Here is a 20,427-nt window from a genome sequence, read left to right on the forward strand (position 1 = left end):
CGGGCGACCGTTCGGCTCTAGGTCTTCGCGATCGCTTGGTAGCAAGGATCCCCGCGCCGGTCTTCTCCCTGATCCGCCCGAACAGTTGATCGAGTTGGCGCTCGTAATGATAAGACTGGGCAAGCGGGGGGAGCTCTCGACCCTGTCAGCGTACCGGAGATTGCCATGTTTGGGATCGGGATCGACGTAAGTAAGGACCGTCTGGACGTTGCCGTGCACGAGCAGCAGTTCCGCCACTTCAGCAACAGCAAGCGCGGCTTTGAAGCATTGGTTCGCTGGCTGCAGAAGTGGCCGGCCAAGCAGGTCGTGCTTGAAGCGAGCGGAGGTTACGAGCAGGCAGCCCTGGATGCGCTTCATGAGGCCGGCCTGCCAATGGTGCGGATCAATCCAGGCAGGGCGCGCAGCTTCGCCAAAGCCACTGGGCAGCTGGCTAAAACGGACCGGATCGATGCGATGGTGCTGGCGCAGATGGCACACCTGTTGAAGCACACTCGATATACACCAGAAGCGCCATGGCAGCGAAAACTAGCTGAATTTTCACTGCGCCGGCGTCATCTGGTGCAGATGCGTAGCAGTGAAAAGCAGCGCATGCGTGCATTCAGCGAGCCAGCTCTCCAGGTGATGATGCACAGCCAACTGGAGTACTTGGACGAGCAGATCCGCGTGCTGGACAAGGCAATCGCCGAACAGCTCAGGAATCAGCCCAGTTGGAACAGCTTGGTGGAGATGAAAGGCGTGAGCACGGTTGTGATGACCACGCTTGCTTGTGAACTGCCGGAGCTGGGAAAGCTGAGTGGCAAGGCAATATCCGCCTTGGTCGGCGTAGCCCCCATGAACCGCGAGAGCGGCTCCTGGCAGGGGCGTCGACGCATCACGGGCGGCCGCGCGGTCGTACGGCAAGCGCTCTACATGGCCGCCTTGTCAGCCTGCCGGTATGAGCCGCAATTGCGTGACTTCTTTAAATCCCTGAAAGCAAAAGGCAAGCCGGGGAAAGTTGCCCTGGTTGCCGTCATGCGCAAAATGCTGGTCATCCTGAATGCCCGCAAACGCGACGCGGAGGCCATGATGGCCTCCGCCTGACAACACAGTTGCTACCCCGTCGGCACAATCCAGCCGGCTCTACTCCGATACCCTCAGCTCGCGAGCACGGACGCTTGCCGGGCCAGTTCTTCGATCGCTGCCCAATCACGGCTCTGCAGAAGGGCAGCGGTGGTCAGCCATGAGCCGCCCACGCACAGCACGTTGGGGAGGTGCAGGAACTGCGACGCGGTCTGCACGCTGATGCCGCCCGTTGGGCAGAAACGCACGTCGCCGAACGGGCCGGCCCACGCCGACAGCAACGGCGCACCACCGGCCTGCACGGCCGGGAAGAACTTGAACGTATCCAGCCCCTGCTCCAATCCATGCATCAGTTCGGACGATGTCGCTACGCCCGGCAGGAACGGCAGATCGGTATCGCGCGCAGCGGCATACAGCCGCTCCGTCGCACCGGGGGACACGGCGAAACGACCGCCCGCTTCCTTGACCGCCTGCATCTGCGCGGCCGTCAGCACGGTACCCGCGCCGATCACTGCGTCGGGCACGGCCTCGGCCATGGCCTTGATCGCTTCCATCGCACGCGGCGTGCGCAGGGTGACTTCCACCACCGGCAGGCCACCGCGGAACAAGGCCTGGGCGACCTGCACGGCATCGTCCACGTCATCAGGGGTGAACACCGGGATCACCGGTGCCAGTTTCAGTACCGCGCGAACGCGCGGATCAGCGCCGGACATCAAAACGCTCCTCGCCCACCAGGGCCAGCACGTCAGCTTCGCTGACGGGATTGAAATCGCCGGGGATCGAGTGCTTCAGACCACCGGCGGCCAAACCGAAGCGCACAGTGGCGTCGGCATCGAAGCCGCGCATGATGCCATGCAGGATGCCGGCAGCGAACGCATCACCGCCGCCGATCCGGTCGACGATGCCCTGCAACTGACGTACCGGCGCCTGGGCGCGCGTGCCATCACGGCCGATCAGCAATGCACCCAGTGCATGGTGGTCCACGCTCAGCGCCTGGCGCTGCGTGCACGCCATCCACTGCAGGTGCGGGAACGCGGCAAACGCGGCGGTTGCGGCAGCGTCCACACGGGCGACCACGTCGTCCTGCGCGAACGGTTGGCCCAGCACCACTTCGATATCGCGGTAATCGGCGAACACGATGTCCGCCTGTGCGAACAGCTCACGCAGGATGGCTTTCGCATCGCCACCCCAGCGCTGCCACAGCTTCGGCCGGAAATTGCCGTCGAAGGACACCTTGACGCCCTGCGCGCGTGCGGCACGTGCGGCGGCCAGCGTCGCCTGTGCCACGTCGGCACCCAGGGCCGGGCTGACGCCGGAAAGATGCAGCCACTCCGCGCCCTGCAGCAGCTGGGACCAGTCGTAGTCCGCCGCGCTGCTCAGCGCGAACGCAGAGTCCGCGCGGTCATAGACCACTTCGCTGGCCCGCTGCACCGCACCGGTGGTCAGGAAGTACAGACCCATGCGGGAATCGGCCTGCAGGCGCACGCCCCGCGTGTCCACGCCATGACGGCGCAGTTCGCCCAGTGCATGCGCGCCCAGCGGATTGTCCGCCACGACGCTGGCCATCGCCACGTCATGGCCAAAGTGCGCCAGCGAGACACCGACATTGGCTTCCGCCCCACCGACGTGCACCTCCAGGCGCGGCGACTGCAGCAGCAGCTCGTTGCCCGGTGCGCCCATCCTCAACAGCAGTTCCCCGAAACAGACCACTCGACTCATCAGATGTCCTCGTTGCCCGGACCGCAGCATCGCGTTGCAGCGCGCCGGAGGGAACCACGCACCCCGCGTGGCTCTTGGCTATCGGTGTCATTCTAGCCCCATGGGCTGTCGCGTCCACCCCGTCTCTTCATTCAAGCCATTGTCCCGCAAGCGTCTCAGGGACATTACGAATCTGTTGCGGTGCAAGATGCCCGATCCTGAAGGTGCTGTTAACGTCCGCCCTGACCAGCGGTGTCATCTTGCTGACACTGCGTTGTGAACCAGACCTTTGGGAGAGGGAAAGGCCATGATTTCTCGTAACAGCAGCAAAAAGACACCGGTTACCTTGTTGGCCCTGTCCATCGGTCTGGCCATCAGCGCCACCGCACAGGCACAGCAGGCAACGGACCTGGATACGGTCACTGTCACCGGCTACCGCGCCAGCGTGGAGAAGGCGCTGGACATCAAGCGCAGCGAAGCCGGCGTGGTCGATGCCATCGTCGCCGAAGACATCGGCAAGTTCCCCGACCTCAACCTGGCCGAATCGCTGCAGCGCATCCCCGGCGTGGTGATCACCCGCGATGGCGGGGAAGGCCGCAGCATCTCGGTGCGTGGCCTGGGCCCGGACTTCACCCGCGTGCGTATCAACGGCATGGAGGCCTTGGCGACCGTCGGTGCCGGCGACCAGAGCGGTGGTACCAACCGTGGCCGTGGTTTCGACTTCAACGTGTTTGCTTCGGATCTGTTCTCGCAGCTGATCGTGCGCAAGACGGCCTCGGCCGACGTGGAAGAAGGTTCGCTGGGCGCCACCGTCGACCTGCGCACCGCGCGTCCGTTCGACTACGAAGGCTTCACCTTCGCTGCCAGCGGCCAGGCCAGCTACAACGACATGGCGCAGAAAGCGGATCCGCGCATGGCGGCGCTTATCTCCAATACCTTCGCTGACGGCACCTTCGGTGCCTTGCTGTCGGTGGCCTACTCCGAGCGCCAGGCGCTGGAAGAAGGCTCCAATACCGGCCGCTGGGCCAACGGGCCGAGCAACGGTGGCTTCGCTGCCAGCTCGCCGTTCGCCGCCGCGCGCGGAGCCAATGTGTTCCACCCGCGCTTCCCGCGCTACGTGCAGATGGAGCACAAGCAGGAGCGCCTGGGCGTCACCGGCTCGCTGCAGTGGAAGCCGACCGACCGCACCGAGCTGTCGCTCGACGCGCTGTACTCGAAGATCGATGCCGACCGCGATGAGCACTACATCGAGGCCATCTCCTTCAGCCGCTCCGGTGCCGGCAAGCCGCAGACGATCGTGCGCGACGGCGAAATCCGCAACAACGCGCTGGTCTACGGCGCGTTCGACAACGTGGACATCCGCAGCGAGAACCGCCACGACGAGTGGAGCACCGACTTCAAGCAGGTCAGCCTGAACCTGGAGCACCGCTTCAGCGAAGCCTTCCAGATCACCGGCAAGCTGGGCACCTCGCGTTCGTCCCACGAGAACCCGGTGCAGACCACGGTCATCATGGACAAGTTCGATGTCGACGGGTACAGCTATGACTACCGCGGCAACAAGAACCTGCCAGCCTTCAACTACGGCATCGACCCGACCAACCCGAACGGCTGGACCCTGGCCGAGATCCGTCTGCGTCCGCAGTCGGTGGACAATGACTTCGACACCGCGCAGCTGGATTTCAACTGGAACATCAGCCCGGGCTTCCGCCTGAAGGGCGGCGTGCTGGCCAAGGATTACAGCTTCAACACCGTGGAACTGCGTCGCGCCAGCGAGCTGGCCGTGCCGACCTTCCCGGGCAGCGGCCTGATCGTGCCGCCGGAATACACCCAGCAGGAAGGCCTGAAGGGCATCACCGGCAATCCGTCCAACTGGGTCGTGCCGAACCTGGACGCGGTAGCCGACCTGTTCGACATCTACAGCAACACCGGCACCTTCGCCGTCGCGCCGCGGCTGAACAACAGCCGCAGCGTGGAAGAGAAAGACCGCGGCGTGTGGCTGATGGGCGAGTTCTCCACCGACCTCGGATCGATCCCGCTGTCCGGCAACTTCGGTGTGCGCTACGTGGAGACCAAGCAGGAATCCAACGGCTACGCGACCGTCGGTGGCGTGCCGGTGCTGACCACCAGCAACCGCAAGTACGATGACACGCTGCCCTCGTTCAACCTGGTCGCCGAAGTGGCACCGGACTTCCTGATCCGCCTCGGCGCGGCGAAGGTGATGACCCGTCCGGGCCTGGGCAACCTGACCCCCGGCGTGACCGTGGCAGTGGCCGGCGGCGCCCGCACCGTGGCCGGCGGCAATCCGAACCTGGATCCGATCCGCGCCACCAACGTCGACCTCGGCTTCGAGTGGTACTTCAACGAAGGCGCAATGCTCGGCCTGGGCCTGTTCTACAAGGACATCGAGTCCTTCGTGCAGACCACCCGCGATGTGCGCCCGTATTCCACCAGTGGCCTGCCGGCCAGCCTGCTGGACGGCACCGGTGCCACGGTCAACGACGAGTTCACCTTCAGCATCCCGCTCAACACCCCCGGCGGCGAGCTGCATGGCGTGGAAGCGAACTACACCCAGCCCTTCACCTTCCTGCCGGGCAAGTGGTCCAACCTCGGCGTGCAGTTGAACTACACCTGGGTGGAATCGAAGATCCAGTACCTCAATGGCCAGGGCCAGGCCGTGATGAAGAACGACCTGACCGGTCTGTCGCCGACCTCGTGGAACGCCACGGTGTTCTATGAAGGTGACACCTGGTCCGGCCGTGTGTCGGCCACCAACCGCGACGATTACCTGACCCAGGCACCGGGCCAGGAAACCGGCTTCAACGTGGACGGCGTGCACGGCATGACCGGCACCACGATGATCGACGCCTCGCTGCGCTACAAGGTCAGCGACCAGCTCGAGCTGACCCTGGAAGGTGTCAACCTGACCAACGAAGCGTCCGACGAGTGGGTGCGTTCGCCGCTCACCGGCCAGCTGCCGCTGCAGTACACCGAAACCGGCCGCCAGTTCCTGCTCGGCGTGCGCTACAAGTTCTGATCCACCGACCGAAGCGGCGGCGTGGCAACCACGCCGCCGCCAGGTGCAACGCCGACGATCCCGACACCGTGGCCTGCTGCTGCGGCGCAAGATGCTGCGCCGTGAGTGCTTTGCTACGTTCCCGTGACCTGCGGTGTCAGCAAGACGTTGCGCCGAGGCAGTGATCCGGTGGAGGCCGGTTCATCGCCTGCAGTACACACGCACGCTTTGAGGACACCCTGGGAGGGGCTTACAACATGGATCTGTCACACCCACGCCACCGTGCCGGCCGTACGCCGTTCACGCTGCTCGCACTCTCCATCGGCCTGGTACTGACCAGCACCGCGGTCGCGCAGCAGACACCGGAGGCCGCTGCCAGCGCACCCAACGCCGTCGATCTGGACAAGGTGGAAGTCAAGGCGACGTACCGCGAAAGCCTGCAGCAGTCGCTGGATGAAAAGCGCTACAGCGTCGAACAGGTCGACGCCATCTATGCCGAAGACATCGGCAAGTTCCCTGATCTCAACCTGGCCGAGTCGATGCAGCGCATCGCCGGTGTATCGATCGACCGCGAGGGCGGAGAAGGCCAGCAGATATCCGTCCGTGGGCTGGGATCGGACTTCACCCGCGTGCGCATCAACGGCCTGGAAGCGCTGTCCACCGCGGGCAGCGGTACCGCCGGCGTCAACCGCAGCCGCGGATTCGATTTCAACACCTTTGCCTCCGAGCTTTTCAGCCGGGTCAAGGTCAGCAAGACCCAGTCTGCGCAGACCGACGAAGGATCACTCGGTGCCACGGTCGACCTGCGTGCGTCGCGTCCGTTCGATTTCGACGGGTTCCAGGCGTCGCTCAACGGCCAGTACGGCTTCAACGAGCTGTCGCGCAGCAAGGACCCGCGCGTATCGGCGCTGCTCAGCAACACCTGGGCCGACGGCCGCTTGGGCGCGCTGATGTCGGTGGCTTACAGCAAGCGCACCATCTTCGAAGAAGGCTACAACCCGGTCCGTTGGGAGCACGGCAACCATCGCAATTCGAACCAGCCCACGGCGACCAACAACGGGACGTACGGTTTCTGCAGCCCACTGGGGTATGACCCGCAGACGCCGCGCAATCCCTTGGCAAACGAGACGGCTGCAGGCGTGGGCAGCGCGGCCAACCAGGCCCGCAACAACGGCTGGGGCAGCTATGGCATCGATGCCGCACACTGCGGCACCGGCCTGGACCGTCCCGCAGCGACAGCGGAAAACATCGCCGCCTACGAGACCGCGACCAACGCGTGGATTCCGCGCTATCCGCGCTATGTCCGCACCGAACATGAGCTCGAGCGCCTTGGCATCACCGGCGCCCTGCAGTTCAAGTTCAGCGACGACAGCCTGCTCAACCTGGACCTGATGTACTCCAAGCTGGACAAGGACCAGCGTGAGGATTCGCTGGGTGCCAACCTGCACCGCACCGCGCAGTACGGTGGCAAGACCCAGATCGCGGTACGCGAGGCCCAGGTCGACGACCAGAACCGCCTGGTCTACGGCGTATTCGACAACGTGGACTTCCGCACGGAATCGACGTCCATCGAAGAGAGCACCGAGTTCAAGCAGGTCAGCCTCGAATTCGAACATCGCTTCAACGATGCGGTACGCCTCGACGCGCTGGTGGGCCACTCTTCGTCCAGTTTCGAGCGCCCGGTGTTCTCGATGGTCAGCTTCGACAACAGCAATCTGGACGGGTTCGTCTTCGATGCACGCAACAATGCCGGCCTGCCGTCGATGGGCTTCCCGTTCGCGCTGAATGATCCCAACGCCTGGCAGTGGCTGGGCTATGGCACCGCCCCGGTCAACGCCAATGGCACCGCGCGCGGCAGCAACATCAGCGAAGTGCGGTTGAACCCCAACTACGTCGACAACCAGTTCGATACGGCGAAGGTCGACCTGACCTTCACGGTCTCGCCGACGTTCACCCTGCGTGGTGGTCTTGCCTACAAGGACTACGACATGAGCACGCAGGAGTACCGCAACATCAGTTACGGACGGCTGGCCCAGGCCCTGCCCGGCGGCACCGGCATCGGCGACCTCAGCAGCACGCTCAATGGCTTCGGCAAGGGGCTGGCCACGGCCACGCCGTCAAGCTGGTTGATCCCTGATTTCAAGCGCGTCGCCGAGCTGCTGGACATCTACTGCAACTGCGATACCGGCAGCCTGGGGGGCGACTACCGCCTCGCCGGTGTGGGCCACTTCGGTTCGTCGAACAACAATTTCGACGTCAACGAGAAGAGCTACGCGACGTACCTGCAACTCGACTTCAACACCGACCTGTGGGGCCGGCCGTTCCGCGGCAACATCGGCATGCGCTACGTGCAGACGCAGATCACCGCGGATGGCTACGCGCCATGCCAGGCGGCCAGCAGCGGCGATCTGTCCGCGGCCTGCCAGCCGTTCCTGGGCGTGGCGAGCGCCACCGCCGACGCTGGCGAACGCCTGCTGGTGGGAACCCGCGTCGGCCATCAGTACGACGACTGGTTGCCGTCGTTGAACCTGGCCTGGGACGTGACGGACAGCGTGGTGCTGCGCTTCGGTGCGGCCAAGACGATGGCCCGCCCCACCCTGTCCAACCTGTCACCGAGCGTGAGCGGCGGGCCGAGCGCCTTCCTCGATGAAGACCGGTATTACTCGATCAACCTCGGCAATCCCAAGCTGGATCCGTTCCGCTCCACCAACTACGACCTGAGTGCGGAGTGGTACTTCAGCGAAGGTGCGCTGCTGTCGGCCGCGGTGTTCTACAAGGACATCGAAACCTACGTGCAGCGTACCCGCCTGCTGACCACCTGGGACGACATGGGTTATTCGCTGGACCTGCTGCCGGCCGGCTTCAGCCCGAACACGCTGTTCAACGTGCAGAGCTACTTCAACACGCCGGGTGGCCCGCTGAAGGGCTACGAGCTGACGTACCAGCAGCCTTTCAGCTTCCTGCCCAGCTTCTGGAAGAACTTCGGCATCCAGCTGAACTACACCCACGTCGATTCGAAGATCCAGTACCTCTTCAGCTCCGGCAGCGGCAACACCATCGTCACCACGTACACGGAAAACGACCTGCTGAACCTGTCGCCCAATTCGTACAACGCCACCCTGTACTACGACGACGGGCGCTTCAGTGCGCGCGTATCCACCAGCTACCGCGATGCCTACATCAACCAGATCCTGGCGCAGGAGAACATCCGCGACCTGGATGGCAATGCGCTCGCCACGGCGGATGTCACCGGCAAGTACAGCGTGGAGAACGTCGATTTCAACATGTCGTGGAAGTTCAACAAGCAGCTGACCGTCAGCCTGGAGGCGATCAACCTGCTGGACACCGCCGACGAACGCTACGTGGATTCCGCGCTTTCCCTGCCGGACCGCTACACCCAGACCGGGCGCCAGTACTACCTCGGCCTGCGTTACAAGTTCTGATCCTGCACCACGCGCCCACCGTCGCCCGCTGTTGAAAGGAAGGTTCCATGCCCCACCGTCCCACTGCCCTCGCCCGCCTGCCCCGTCGCCGCCTGCTGGCCCTGGCCACCGCGCTGTTCGTTGCGCCGTCGCTCGCCGCAGAGGCACCCGCGCTGCTGTTCCACGTGGATGCGAACCACGGCCTGGAAGCCGAGGTGGCGCAGGGCGATCCGGTACCCAACTTCCGCGACAAGGTGAAGGTGGTTGATGACGGTGCACGCAGCAAGGCGATCCAGTGGGAAGACGATGGCGTGCTGTCGTGGGATGCACCCGGCAACATCCTGGCGCAGCGCGGCACGCTGGCCTTCGACTGGCGATCGCGCTATGCCGTCGGTGAAGCACCGTTCGTGATCTTCCGCGTGGGCTATGCCGACCACAGCAGCTGGGACATGGCGTGGCTGCGCATCGACTGGAACGGACACGGCTTCGATGCGTTCGTCACCGATGCCAACCTGGCGCGCACCCGGGTGTCGTTCGCGCTGCCGCAGAACCCGGCCCCGGCGCAGTGGGTGCACCTGGCGTTCGCCTGGGACGAAGACCACGGGGTGCGTCTGTTCGTGGATGGAAAGGAAGTCGCGCGGGTCGATGCCAGGGGCGACTACGATGCCGCGCTGGACCAGTTGGGCCTGGCCGGGCGGGTGATGGCGCCCTATCAGGTGCAGAGCCGCTACAACTTCCTGCGCGGCAGCGATTTCCAGCACATCCGTGTCTTCGACCGCATGCTGGATGGACCGGCGGTGGCTGCACTGGCGCAAGGCAAGGCACCGGCGAAGGCCGTCGTGGCGTCGGCAGACCAGCGTGCATGGCGGCATCGCTTCGGTTGGGAAGGTGCGGCTCCGCCGGCCCTGGCCGCCGCAGGCACGCGCATACGCAAGATCGAGTTCGCCGATACCAAGGACCTCAAGCAGTGGATGTGGAAGGCCACCGATGGCATCGCCGAAACCACCTGGCCGGGGGTCTACAACCGCTCGCGCCTGCCGGGCCGCAACGATTACTTCCAGCTGCCGGACTGGAACACCTATGTAGAGGCCGGGCAGCACCTGGACCTGACCCTGCCCGATGGCGAACCGGTGAACCGCATCGAAGTACGTGGTGCGGCGTTCGGCACCTTGGCGCACGGCGCCGATGCGCAAAGCGCGACCACGACGGTGCTGCAGCGCCCGCGCGGCGTGGTGCGCAGCGTCGATGACATCCCCACCCAGCAGGGTGGCGTGCTGCGCTTCAGCAACGTGGAACAGGAAACCCCGATCCAGGAGATCTGGGCCTATCACGTGGACGAAGGCAGTGAGCCGGACGGCAGCGTCAAGCAGACCTATGAGGTGGACAGCCAGGCCCTGCCTGACTACACCAACCTGGACACGCTGCGGCACTACATCGACGGCCGCTACCCCGTGGCCGAACGCAGCACGGTGATGGCGTTGCCCAAGGGTGCCGGTTCGCGCCGTCGCGGTGCCGATACGCTGCCTGCCCAGCCGCTGCCCATCGTGCACGTGCTGATCCCGTCCGGCGTGGGTGATGCACCGGCCAACCAGCCGTTGATCCGCAGTTGGGCGCACAGCTGGGAGAACATGCATGACGGCCTGGATGGCGTGGCCATCGACCTGCCGGCGCTGGACCTGCCGGCGACCCATGACGGCCTGATCCCGCTCAACATCCGCATCAAGGATCCGATCTGGCCGGCCCGCGACATGATCGATGTATCGGTCTCGGTGCAACCCGGCAAGAAGCGCACGCTGTGGCTGGACCTGCGCGACCGCATCCTCACCGCCGACAGCCTGTGGTTGAGCATCGCCTCGGCGGCTCCCGGCTTCGATGCACGCGCGCTGGACGGCGCGGAAATCCGCATGGTGTTCAAGCCGCGCAGCGAAGCGATCGCCGAGCACGTCGCAGACCGCTTCAACCAGGTGCGCGACAACTGGGGTTTCCTCGTGGAGGAACACACTACCTCCAAGCGGCAGCGCCTGTACGCCCGCGTGTACGCCGACCTGAGTGACCTGCTGCGGGTGGATCCGGATCACCAGCTGGGCCGGCTGTACTGGAACTACATCAGTTACAACAGCCAGGGACGACCGCCGTTCACTGCCCCGGAAGTGCCCAAGGGCGTGCCGGCGTGGGCGTTCAACCAGACCCAGGACCTGGCCTATGTGCGGCGCTTCATCGACTGGTGGATCGAACACCGCCAGGTGCCGTACGGTGACTTCGGCGGCGGCATCTCCGACGATTCGGACCTGACCCAGCAGTGGCCGGGCCTGGCCCTGATGGGTGTGCAGCCGGACCGGTTGAACGCCTCGCTGACCGCGCTGTCCGACGCGGTGTACCGCAATGGCATGTTCAGCAACGGGTTGAGCACCATCGAAACCGACGAGCTGCACGCCTACGAGGAAGGCATCAACACCAACAGCGCCATGCTGTACCTCAACTGGGGTGATCCGCTGACCGTGGAACGGTTGATGGAGACGGTGAAGGCCTTCGACGAGAAGATCATCCTGACCAACCCGCAGGGCCACCTGTTGTTCTCCAGCAATTGGTTCGGCGGCAACAAGGTCTACCGCGAGCCGAACTGGCAGTGGCAGAAACCGTATTCGTTCCCGGTGCTGCACCCCGCCTTCCTGCTCGGGCAGTTCAATGCCGATCCGAGCAGCCGACGCCTGGTCACCGGCCTGGCCGATAGCTACCTCGCCCACGCCTACACCGATGACAAGGGCCGCTGGGCGCTGCCGAACGAGATCAACTGGGCCACCGGCAAGGTGCGCGGCGGTGAACTCAACAACGGGTCCGGCAGCGGCGACATCATGCACACCTTCTGGGCGGCGTGGCGCTGGACGGGCGATGAGAAGTACCTGAAAGCGCTGGACTACCGCGTGGAGCGCGGTGGACCCGGTGCGCTGTCCAACCTCGGCGAGAACTACGTGGAGGTGCTGGGGCGACAGCAGGACTGGTATCCGAAGCTGACTGCCGATGCAGACAGTGGCAAGACCGGCTTCGCCAGCGTGATGGCATGGCAGGCCAGCGGCGATGTGAAGTACATCGAGGCCCTGCACGCCGAGGGGATCCAGGCCAAGGCGCAGCGCGAGTACATGAATACCGACGGCCACTGGTGGTCGGACCGGGTGGAGGCACCGAGCGAGTTCCTGCAGCGTGCCCGCCTGGGGGGTATCGCCCTGAAGCGCAACCAGAGCTGGCCGGGGCACACGGTGAGCTGGCGCTTCGACCGCGACGATGCGGCCGAACAGGTGGCGCTGCTGGTCCATGCGCCCTCACGCGAACGCTTCACCGTCACCAGCTACAACCTGGCCAAGCAGGCGATCACCGCGGACATGACCGGCTGGAACGTGGCCAGCGGCACCTGGCGGGTGCGCAGCGGCGTGGACGCCAACGGCGACGGGAAGATCGACGGCAAGGTGAGCGAACGCGACGTGGTGCTGGAAACCAGCGTCAGCACGCCGCTGCAGTTCCAGCCGGGCAGGACCGAAGTGTTCGAGTTCGAGCGCATCCGTGCCGGCTCCCCCGTGGAGCAACGTCCTGACCTGGGCATTGGCCGGGGCGACGTGCGGGTCGATGGAAGGCAGGTGCACGTGATCGTCCACAGCCTGGGGCATGTGGGCACGGGAACCGGTGTGGCGGTGCTGGAAGATGCGCGTGGCCGTGAGATCGCGCGTATCGAAGTGCCGGCGATGGACGCGCCCAGTGATCTGCAGCCGCGCACGACCACCGTCGCCCTGCCGTTGCCTGCAGGCGACCGCCGTGACCTGCGCGTACGCGTGGCCTTGGCCGACGATGGCGAGGAAGTCACGCGCCTGAACAACAGCGTCGACATTCTCTGACGGGGACGGGTGGTGACGGTCGCTGGCCGTCAATCCTGCCGTCATCCCCGGCCGCCAGCCTTGCCCCCTCAGGCAAGGCTGGCGGTGACGAACTCGATGTCGTCCACGATCAGGCACTTCTTTCCCTGCTGTGAGATCCACGGCGTGCCGATGGCGAGCACATAGGCGCCGGCCAGATCTTCCAGATCGGTCACCCGGAAGCGCTGCGTGAACGCCGCGCCGATGGCGTCCGGGATCCCGATGCTGATATCGCCCCGGCCGCCGGAATTCAGCCAGGTGATGCCATTCCCGGCGCCCGCGTCGGCGATCATGCCCCAGCAGCCGACGACCTGGCTGAAGTGGTGGGGATGCAGCGCGGAGAACTCGACGAAAAAGTCGCGCAACGTCCGGTTGGCGATACCACCGATTTCGATGGGCTGGTTCGAAGCTCCGAAGGCTGCGGAGCTGCGCAGGTGCTTGAGCAGCGTACTCAGCCTGCGATGGGGGCGTGCCGCGCGCTGCCCGGCCCCAGCCCCGGCGACGTGCCGCCGCCCGCGTCCTTGCGCGCCGGCCTGATCGCCATCCTGCAGATGCGGCGCGCCCTGCACTGCGCCGAAGTTGAAATCGACCACCAGGACATCGGTGTTGCGGATGATCGCTTCATCGGGACCGATCGCGCTCTCGACGCGAAGCGCATCCTCCGCCGCCATGCTGCAGCCAGCAGCATGCGGGCGCGCACCGAAACAGGCGGCCCGCCCATCTGCACTGGGCTTGCGGAAGAACGCCTCCTGCCCGCATGTGATGCATACCAGGTTGCGTCGCTTCGCGCCGAGGTCGGGCAGTGTCAGCTGTTGGAACTGGACCGCCGTGTAGTCGCGTCGGTCCAGCAGGCAATGTGCAAGGTCCATGGCGCTGGTGCGCTCCTCCGGTGTCTGTAAAAAATCCTACAGAGCGCCATGGGACGCAGGCTTGCAGAAATCAGTCAGCCGGGCGCACCGCCGGGTGCCGGGTCAGGCGTCGCTGTCCAGCGCGTGCACGCGCGCCTGGTACCAGCCATCGCCGATCGGTTCGAACACTGTGCTGCGTTCCATCGGGCCTTGGTACACGTGCACCGACACCGCGATCTCTTCGCTGCTGGCATTGCGCAGTGTGTGGTACTCGTGCGGTGGAATCAGACTGCCGGCACTGCCCCGTTCGCCATACAGCAGTGCCTGCGCGGCGAACCGGGCACGGTCGCCGTCCTGCTCCAGCAGCGCATACGGGGTGACGACCAGGTCACCCCGCCATACGCCTTCCACGCACCACATCGCGTCGTGATCGTGCAGCGGCGTACCCTGCCCCGGGCCCCAGCACATGGCGATCACGCTGTAGCCCAGCGTAGGGCTGCGATGCAGTTCGCGCCGCGCATAGCGGCCTTGCACGGGACGATGGACGCAGGCCGGCAGCTCGATGGACGGATCGCGGATGACACTGCGCAGCGTCTGCTGCAGGGCCGCGGTGATCGACGCAGCATCGCCTTGGTCGACCGCCGCATCCAGCGCCGAAATCAACTTGTCTTTGCCACGGAAACCGGAGGGGATCGACTGCACTTGCATGCACCCAGTCTAGGCCACATCGGTCCGCAGAACGTTCGCACGGCCTTTACAGCTGGAAAATGAGCGAAAAGTGCGGGTTTCAGTCGTTATCCACCCATCGGGCGCCGCCGCTTGGCCGGATGACGTCTCACGGCAGCAGCAGCGGGCGCATCGGCTGCACCGTACGCGCAAGCTCCTCGGCCACCACCGTGGCGAATACCGCCGCACCGTCGTCTCCCAGGTGGGTGTAGTCGAAGGCTCGCTTGGCCTGGCCCATCGGCTCGATCAGCGCGTTCTGTGCAGCGGCACCGGCGCCCGGTGCGGCTGCGGCCGCATCTACGGTGGTGCCCGACAGCGCGGCCGCCACCTGCGGCTGGGAGGCGGGTGCCTGGGCGAGTGTCATCGCCATGACCGGACCCATCGCCTGCACCAGCGCTCGGCTGCGCGCATGCAGGTCGACCAGCGGAACATCCAGCTCGCGCGCTACCCGCCGTACGGCATCGGCCCAGGGGGCAAGGTCATCGATCAGTCGGCCATCGGCGAACTGTCGGCGGGTGAGCGGTGTCAGCAGTACCGGTACTGCACCCGCGGCCCGTACCTCCTGCACATAACGCCGCAGGTTGTCCGGGAACTCGTGCTGCAGGTCGGTGGAGCGTCCGGGCTTGCCCGGCTGGTCGTTGTGCCCGAACTGGATCAGCACCCACGTGGCGGCATAACCCGGTGCGCGCATCTCCGACTCCACCAGTGACCACGACCCTTCAGCACGGTAGTTGTACGTACTGCGCCCACCGCGAGCCAGATTGATGCAGGCCGCGAAGGAGGTGACATGGTCGCCGCAGAAGCGCGGCCCCCACCCGCCCTGCACCGCCGTGGTCGAGTCCCCGACCAGGATGATCTTGCTCGCCCGGATGGGCGCGGGCAGCGGCCTGTCGCCCGCCATGGCAGGCAACGCAGCGAAGAGAACAAGCAGGGACAACACGCAGCGACGGTTCGACATCGACGGAACTCCGGTAGCGCCGAGCCATGCTCGGCGAGCGCAGCGGCAACAGCGCGACGACCTGCGGTCATCACCCACGGAACGAGATCCCGTGGTCGCCGAGCCATGCTCGGCAGCGGTTGGCGGAAACGGGAAACACGCGCAGCAGCGCCTCAGAACGTGCCGCGCTGCATGAAGGGCGCCTGCCGATAGAGTTCGCGCTCGCCGCCACGTGGATCATCGGCCAGCTGGATGCGCGTATCGAACAGCAGGGTCTGCCGGCGCGGCAGGTCATACGGTTCCCAACGTGCGATGCCCCGATGGTTGGGGTCGCCGGTGCGGGCAAAGTGGATGAGTGCGCTGCTCATCATCGCGGCGACCGCCATCGCGTCCGGACCATCGCCGGTGCGCGAGCCGGGCTGGCCGGCGTTGTCGAACACCAACGGGATGTCCAGCGTATGGAACGCCCCGAACCGCCCGCCATCCAGCGGCGAGCCCCAGTCCAGCTGGTAGGCCCAGGTGGGCGCGGCCCCGACCGGCTGGCGCGCACGCGCCTCCAGTTCTTCCACGGCCCCGCGCCACGAACGGCCTGCGGTGGTGGCTGCGAAGAACACCTGCGACGGCGTGTACTGCGGATACATGCGTCGGTAGGCGTCGATGACGCGCTGCGGCCGCAGGTCAACGTACTGCTCCTGCTCCAGCTTCGCCGGCAGCGTGCCCCATGTCAGTTCATGGTTGGCCGGATCATTGCCGAGGAACGCGCGGGTCTCATCGCGCGTATTGCCGATCACCATCGGGATGTGAGCGGACTGCGCGGGGGCGTCGGGAAAGAAGGGATGCACCGGCACGACCACGTCGTCCAGCACCGGGCCGAGATACAGGCTGCTGTTCTCCACACGCGACGGATCGCGTGCCTTGCCCGCTGCCAGCAGCGCGGCCGGTGACAGGCGCAGCAGCGCATCGATGTCGTCTGCCCCTGCCGCCTTCATGGCGATGTCGGTGCGCTGCGCGGCGGCGCGTGGTCCCGCGGCCGTCACCTGTTGCCCGCTCATCGTCCACGCGCGCTGGAACAGTCCCTTCGCTGCCGGCATCGCCATCAACGTGGCGATCTTCGCGCCGCCACCGGATTGGCCGAACACGGTGATGTTGGCCGCATCGCCGCCGAAGGTCGCGGCGTGCTCGCGTACCCACTGCAGGGCCTGCACCAGATCGAGCTGACCTGCATTGCCGGATGCGGCATAGCGTGGGTCGCCCATCGCGCCCAGATACAGATAGCCAAACAGGTTGAGCCGATGGTTGACGGTCACCACCACGACGTCACCGCGACGGCATAGGGCGCTGCCGTCGTACAGCGGATCACTGCCGGAACCGTTGTTGAAGCCGCCGCCGTGGATATAGAACAGAATCGGCCGCTTGCCGCCATCGCCCAGCGCAGGCGTCCACACGTTGAGGAACAGGCAGTCTTCGCTGCCCGGCCCCTCCTTGCCGCCCTGCGGCGCGGCACTGCCGAACTCCAGGGCATCGGCGATGCCCCGCCAAGGGAGCTCGGCGCGCGGCGGCTGGAAGCGGTACGCGGCGGTATCTGCACCGTAGCGCAGGCCACGGAACACGTTGATGCCCTGCTCGCGCTGGCCCCGCACGCGGCCGCCCCGGACACGGGCCAGCACCTGGTTGTCCGTCCGCGCCGCAGGTTGGGCGAAGGCGCTGGGCAATGCGGCAGCCGTCGCCGCGGCGAAGGCCCAGCGTGCGCTGTCGCTGAGGAAGCGGCGGCGCTGCAGGTCGGCGAGGTCGGTCATGGCTGCTCCTTGCGAGTCGGCTGCTGCAGCCAGCGCTGCGCGATCTGCGGCCACAGGGCCGTGGTGGAATCTACCGGTGCCCGCATGCCGAAGCCGTGGCCACCGTGGGCGAACACATGCAGTTCGTACTCCACACCTGCATCGGCCAAGGCACGCGCCATCAGCAGGCTGTTGTCCACGCTGACCACTGCATCGTCGGCTGCATGCAACAGCAGTGTGGGCGGCATGTCCCGGCGCACCTGCGTCTGCAGGGAGAACGTGTCCTGCAGGGCACGATCGGGATGCTCACCCAACAGGCGCTGCCGCGAGCCGCTGTGCGCGTGCGTGCCCATGTCGATCACGGGATATACCAGCACGACCCGTGACGGCCTGGCACTGAGCGCATCCTGGGCGTCGCCGGGGGGATACGCGGCGGCATCGAAACCGGTTGCCAGCCGCGCGGCGACGTGGCCACCGGCGGAGAACCCCATCACGGCGATGTCATCCGGGTCGAGCCCGCGGCCGGAGGCCATGGCGCGCACCCTGCGCAGCGCGCGCTGCGCGTCGGCCAGTGCGGCCTGGTGATCACGGCCCTGCTGCGGCAACCGGTAGCGCAGCACGAACAACGTGTAGCCCGCACGATCCACCCAGTCCGGAACCAGCTCGGTGCCTTCCTTGTCGATCACCACGCGCTGGTAGCCGCCGCCGGGGATGACCAGCACGGCCTTGCCGTTGGGCCGCGCAGGCGCATGCACCACCACCCACGGGGCGTCCACCTGGTCGACATAGCGGTCAGGCCGGGCCGGGTCGGTGCTGCGTTCGACCACATGCATCGGGCGGGCGGTGCCCTGTTCGCCCGGAACCTGACCTGCGGGCCACAGCGGGATGCGCTCGCCCGGTGCCTCGTCGGCCGCCATTTCGACCGGTGACACGGCGCGCTGCGCTGCAGCGGCGGATACGCACAACGACATCGCGGAAATCAGCGACAACGGCAGCAGAAACAACGGCAATCTCATATGGCGCAAGGCTCCAGACAGAAGGACGGGTCGTTGCGGGCCGACCCCGGGATGCCTTCTGACGCACTGCACATTGCCAGATGACACCGGTTTACCATATACACGTCATCCGAACGCTGTCGATGCGCAGCGCAACAACGCCAAAGGGAGAGCCTCCTTGAGCAACGAACCCGGCAACATGGACCTGCCAACCGCACCGGCCGACCCGGCCGCCATCGCCAGCGCCTTCACCGGCGCGCGTCGTGCAGGCGCTTCCCTGCCTGATTTCCCCGGTACGATCCCCGCCGACCTGGTCACCGCGTACCACGTGCAGGACCTGGCCATCGCCGAATGGGGCCATGACGTAGTGGGCTGGAAGGTCGGCTACATCGCCGAAGAGCGCCGCGATGTGTCCGGCGATGACCGCCTGCTGGGCCCGATCTTCAACAATCGGCTGCAGAATGCTACCGGTGGAACAGTTCTCGACATTCCGGTCTTCGAAGGAGGTTTCGCCGCGGTCGAGGCCGAGTACGTGATCGAACTGCTGGAAGATGCACCGGCTGATCAGCTGGAGTGGACGCCCGAGCAGGCCGAAGCGCTGCCGGCGCGCCTGTACATCGGCGTGGAAGTGGCCAGCAGCCCGCTGGCGACCATCAACATTCTCGGCCCGCTGGTGGTGGTGTCTGATTTCGGCAACAACAACGGGCTGTTGCTGGGGCCGGAAATCATCGACTGGACCACCCGCGATGACAGCGAGCTGCGCGCGGAGACGCTGATCGAAGGTGAGGTCGTCGGCACCGGTGGTGCAACGCGTCTGCCCGGCGGCCTGCGTACCGCCATCGCCTTTGCCTTGTCCCGCTCGGCCAAGCGTGGCCGCCCGCTCAAGCGCGGCGAGCTCATCGCAACCGGCAATGCGACCGGTATCCACGACATCAGCGTAGGCCAGACGGCAGTGGTGCGGTTCGCTGGTTTCGGAGACATTGCCTGCCGGGCCGTGGCAGCGGGATGACCGCGCCGGCCAGGTGAACACGCGCGGGAGGGCGCAGATGATCACACGTAGAAACTTCCTTGCCACCAGCCTCGGCGCGCTTGCTGCGCCGGTCCTGGCAGGCTGCAGCAAAGCCGGCGACAGCGTGGCCGGTGGGCACCTGCTCACCGCGACCGATGTCCATATCGCCGATTACCCCACCGTGACTGCGGTGAAGTGGATCGGCGAGACCCTGGCCCGCGAAACCGGTGGCCGCCTGCGCCTGCGCCAGTACCACTCCGGCCAGCTGGGTCGCGAGTCCGAGGCGATCGACATGGCGCGCTTTGGTGCCATCGACATCACCCGTGTGTATTCCGGTGCACTCAACAATGCATTCCCGCTCACCCAGGCCCTGTGCCTGCCGTATGTGTTCAACTCGGTGGCGCACATGCGTGCCGCACTGGACGGCGGCGTGGCCGACGCGGTGCTGCGCAGCTTCGAGACGCGCGATCTTGTCGGCCTGGCCATCTACGATTCGGGCGCACGCTGCTTCTACAACACCAAGCACCCCATCGTGGAGCCGAACGACCTGCGCGGCCTGAAGCTGCGCGTGGCATCGTCGGACATCTTCATCCAGTTGATGCGTCTGTTCGGTGCGAACCCGACGCCGATGTCGCTGGGCGATACGTTCTCGGGCATGGAAACGCACATGATCGACGGTGCGGAAAACAACATGCGCAGCTTCCACTCCAGCCGTCATTTCGAAGCCGCGCATTACTGGTCGCAGAGCGACCACTCGTATGCCCCCGACGTGTTGCTGATGTCGCGCGCCAGCTTCGAGCAGTTGCAACCGGCTGATCGCCAGCTGCTGCTCGACACGGCCCGTGCATCGGTCAACGTGATGCGCCAGCAGTGGGATGCATCGGAGGACGCAGCGCGCAAGGCCGTGACCGATTTCGGCGTCAAGACCAACGAGGTGGACCTGGCGGCATTCCGCAAGGCCGCTGATCCGCTGCTGCAGGAGTACCTGAAGCAGCCCGAGCTGGCCGCCATGGTCAACCGCATCCGCGATCTCGCCTGAGGAT

General features: G+C 65.9%; 13 protein-coding genes. 6 read left to right on the forward strand and 7 right to left on the reverse strand.

Annotated features, from left to right (window positions below; translation table 11 throughout):
- Positions 1-165 precede the first annotated feature (165 nt).
- Positions 166-1,080, forward strand: a complete 915-nt coding sequence (locus ABRP17_RS08540; protein ID WP_349986822.1) for a transposase — start codon at positions 166-168, stop codon at positions 1,078-1,080.
- 53 nt (positions 1,081-1,133) lie between these two features.
- On the opposite strand, the gene eda is transcribed toward ABRP17_RS08540, so the two are convergent.
- Positions 1,134-1,772, reverse strand: coding sequence for a bifunctional 4-hydroxy-2-oxoglutarate aldolase/2-dehydro-3-deoxy-phosphogluconate aldolase (eda, locus tag ABRP17_RS08545; RefSeq protein ID WP_349985397.1), 639 nt, complete (start codon positions 1,770-1,772; stop codon positions 1,134-1,136).
- Positions 1,759-2,778 carry a sugar kinase gene (locus tag ABRP17_RS08550; RefSeq protein ID WP_188325568.1) on the reverse strand — a complete coding sequence of 340 codons (1,020 nt, stop codon included), beginning with the start codon at positions 2,776-2,778 and terminating at the stop codon, positions 1,759-1,761. The genes eda and ABRP17_RS08550 overlap by 14 nt, the downstream gene beginning before the upstream one ends.
- 286 nt (positions 2,779-3,064) lie before the next feature.
- Between ABRP17_RS08550 and ABRP17_RS08555 the strand changes: the two genes are divergently transcribed.
- The 3 genes from ABRP17_RS08555 to ABRP17_RS08565 all read left to right on the forward strand — a co-directional run bounded on the left by ABRP17_RS08555 (position 3,065) and on the right by ABRP17_RS08565 (position 13,076).
- Entirely contained in the window at positions 3,065-5,791 is a 2,727-nt protein-coding gene (locus ABRP17_RS08555; RefSeq protein WP_192095484.1) for a TonB-dependent receptor, read from the forward strand.
- Positions 5,792-6,027: 236 nt separating this feature from the next.
- Complete coding sequence (locus tag ABRP17_RS08560; protein ID WP_349985398.1) at positions 6,028-9,213, forward strand: TonB-dependent receptor; 3,186 nt, start codon at positions 6,028-6,030, stop codon at positions 9,211-9,213.
- Between the two features lie 47 nt (positions 9,214-9,260).
- The gene (locus ABRP17_RS08565; protein ID WP_349985399.1) at positions 9,261-13,076 is read left to right on the forward strand and encodes a LamG-like jellyroll fold domain-containing protein; all 3,816 of its coding nucleotides are present in this window, start codon (positions 9,261-9,263) and stop codon (positions 13,074-13,076) included.
- Positions 13,077-13,144: 68 nt separating this feature from the next.
- On the opposite strand, the gene ABRP17_RS08570 is transcribed toward ABRP17_RS08565, so the two are convergent.
- The 5 genes from ABRP17_RS08570 to ABRP17_RS08590 all read right to left on the reverse strand — a co-directional run bounded on the left by ABRP17_RS08570 (position 13,145) and on the right by ABRP17_RS08590 (position 18,396).
- Entirely contained in the window at positions 13,145-13,963 is an 819-nt protein-coding gene (locus ABRP17_RS08570) for a hypothetical protein (RefSeq protein ID WP_349985400.1), read from the reverse strand.
- 102 nt (positions 13,964-14,065) lie between these two features.
- Positions 14,066-14,650, reverse strand: coding sequence for a cysteine dioxygenase family protein (locus tag ABRP17_RS08575; protein ID WP_188325573.1), 585 nt, complete (start codon positions 14,648-14,650; stop codon positions 14,066-14,068).
- 127 nt (positions 14,651-14,777) lie between these two features.
- Positions 14,778-15,626: a rhamnogalacturonan acetylesterase gene (locus ABRP17_RS08580; RefSeq protein WP_372486936.1), complete on the reverse strand. Its 849-nt coding sequence runs from the start codon at positions 15,624-15,626 to the stop codon at positions 14,778-14,780.
- A gap of 152 nt (positions 15,627-15,778) precedes the next feature.
- The gene (locus tag ABRP17_RS08585) at positions 15,779-17,401 is read right to left on the reverse strand and encodes a carboxylesterase family protein (RefSeq protein WP_349985401.1); all 1,623 of its coding nucleotides are present in this window, start codon (positions 17,399-17,401) and stop codon (positions 15,779-15,781) included.
- Positions 17,398-18,396, reverse strand: coding sequence for an alpha/beta hydrolase (locus tag ABRP17_RS08590; RefSeq protein WP_349985402.1), 999 nt, complete (start codon positions 18,394-18,396; stop codon positions 17,398-17,400). Before ABRP17_RS08590 ends, ABRP17_RS08585 begins: the two co-directional genes overlap by 4 nt.
- A gap of 178 nt (positions 18,397-18,574) precedes the next feature.
- On the opposite strand from ABRP17_RS08590, the gene ABRP17_RS08595 reads away from it, so the two are divergent.
- Positions 18,575-19,384 carry a 2-keto-4-pentenoate hydratase gene (locus tag ABRP17_RS08595; protein WP_349985443.1) on the forward strand — a complete coding sequence of 270 codons (810 nt, stop codon included), beginning with the start codon at positions 18,575-18,577 and terminating at the stop codon, positions 19,382-19,384.
- Between the two features lie 37 nt (positions 19,385-19,421).
- Positions 19,422-20,423, forward strand: coding sequence for a TRAP transporter substrate-binding protein (locus ABRP17_RS08600; protein ID WP_192081966.1), 1,002 nt, complete (start codon positions 19,422-19,424; stop codon positions 20,421-20,423).
- The last annotated feature ends 4 nt before the right edge of the window (positions 20,424-20,427 follow it).

It is taken from the genome of Stenotrophomonas sp. WHRI 8082 (assembly GCF_040223995.2).
Taxonomy (GTDB): domain Bacteria; phylum Pseudomonadota; class Gammaproteobacteria; order Xanthomonadales; family Xanthomonadaceae; genus Stenotrophomonas.

Coding starts and splice junctions, on each gene's coding strand:
- ABRP17_RS08540 (WP_349986822.1), top strand. CDS start 166: ATGTTTGGGATCGGGATCGACGTAAGTAAGGACCGTCTGGACGTTGCC.
- eda (WP_349985397.1), bottom strand. CDS start 1,772: ATGTCCGGCGCTGATCCGCGCGTTCGCGCGGTACTGAAACTGGCACCG.
- ABRP17_RS08550 (WP_188325568.1), bottom strand. CDS start 2,778: ATGAGTCGAGTGGTCTGTTTCGGGGAACTGCTGTTGAGGATGGGCGCA.
- ABRP17_RS08555 (WP_192095484.1), top strand. CDS start 3,065: ATGATTTCTCGTAACAGCAGCAAAAAGACACCGGTTACCTTGTTGGCC.
- ABRP17_RS08560 (WP_349985398.1), top strand. CDS start 6,028: ATGGATCTGTCACACCCACGCCACCGTGCCGGCCGTACGCCGTTCACG.
- ABRP17_RS08565 (WP_349985399.1), top strand. CDS start 9,261: ATGCCCCACCGTCCCACTGCCCTCGCCCGCCTGCCCCGTCGCCGCCTG.
- ABRP17_RS08570 (WP_349985400.1), bottom strand. CDS start 13,963: ATGGACCTTGCACATTGCCTGCTGGACCGACGCGACTACACGGCGGTC.
- ABRP17_RS08575 (WP_188325573.1), bottom strand. CDS start 14,650: ATGCAAGTGCAGTCGATCCCCTCCGGTTTCCGTGGCAAAGACAAGTTG.
- ABRP17_RS08580 (WP_372486936.1), bottom strand. CDS start 15,626: ATGTCGAACCGTCGCTGCGTGTTGTCCCTGCTTGTTCTCTTCGCTGCG.
- ABRP17_RS08585 (WP_349985401.1), bottom strand. CDS start 17,401: ATGACCGACCTCGCCGACCTGCAGCGCCGCCGCTTCCTCAGCGACAGC.
- ABRP17_RS08590 (WP_349985402.1), bottom strand. CDS start 18,396: ATGAGATTGCCGTTGTTTCTGCTGCCGTTGTCGCTGATTTCCGCGATG.
- ABRP17_RS08595 (WP_349985443.1), top strand. CDS start 18,575: ATGGACCTGCCAACCGCACCGGCCGACCCGGCCGCCATCGCCAGCGCC.
- ABRP17_RS08600 (WP_192081966.1), top strand. CDS start 19,422: ATGATCACACGTAGAAACTTCCTTGCCACCAGCCTCGGCGCGCTTGCT.